The sequence below is a fragment of the Paraburkholderia phytofirmans genome (assembly GCF_046028095.1).
Classification (GTDB): domain Bacteria; phylum Pseudomonadota; class Gammaproteobacteria; order Burkholderiales; family Burkholderiaceae; genus Paraburkholderia; species Paraburkholderia phytofirmans_A.
On record NZ_JAQQDJ010000054.1, the window covers coordinates 1 to 478 of the forward strand.

A 478-nucleotide genomic window follows, 5' to 3' on the forward strand; every position below is an offset into this window, starting at 1 on the left:
GGAAGCGCTGAAATCACCATATAAGTGAGAGCCTTGGGTTCGGAGCAGTCAAGCAGGTCTTGACAATAAGCTGTTGTTCCCCCATAATCATCAGTTCTCTGCGGAGGGGTGCCCGAGTGGCTAAAGGGGGCAGACTGTAAATCTGTTGGCTTACGCCTACGTTGGTTCGAATCCAACCTCCTCCACCAGAATACAAGTTGCAGCAGTTGTTGGGAATCCATGGATCCTTGCGGGTGTAGCTCAATGGTAGAGCAGAAGCCTTCCAAGCTTACGACGAGGGTTCGATTCCCTTCACCCGCTCCAGCAATACAGAAGTAGCGCCCATGTGGCTCAGTGGTAGAGCACTCCCTTGGTAAGGGAGAGGTCGGCAGTTCGATCCTGCCCATGGGCACCAGATGTACTCGGTGATTGTTTGCGCCCGGCGCAACGTACGGAAAAATCCTCTTAGGAGTCGAAAATGGCCAAGGGTAAGTTTGAG

At 52.9% G+C, this 478-nt stretch carries 3 tRNA genes; all 3 read left to right on the top strand.

The annotated features are described in order from the left end of the window. The first annotated feature begins 102 nt into the window (after positions 1-102). The 3 genes from PQR54_RS38895 (at position 103) to PQR54_RS38905 (ending at position 394) form a co-directional block, all read left to right on the top strand. Positions 103-188 (top strand) — tRNA-Tyr (locus tag PQR54_RS38895). A gap of 41 nt (positions 189-229) precedes the next feature. Continuing rightward, positions 230-303, top strand: a tRNA-Gly gene (locus PQR54_RS38900). Positions 304-319: 16 nt separating this feature from the next. After that, a tRNA-Thr gene (locus PQR54_RS38905) sits at positions 320-394 on the top strand. The last annotated feature ends 84 nt before the right edge of the window (positions 395-478 follow it).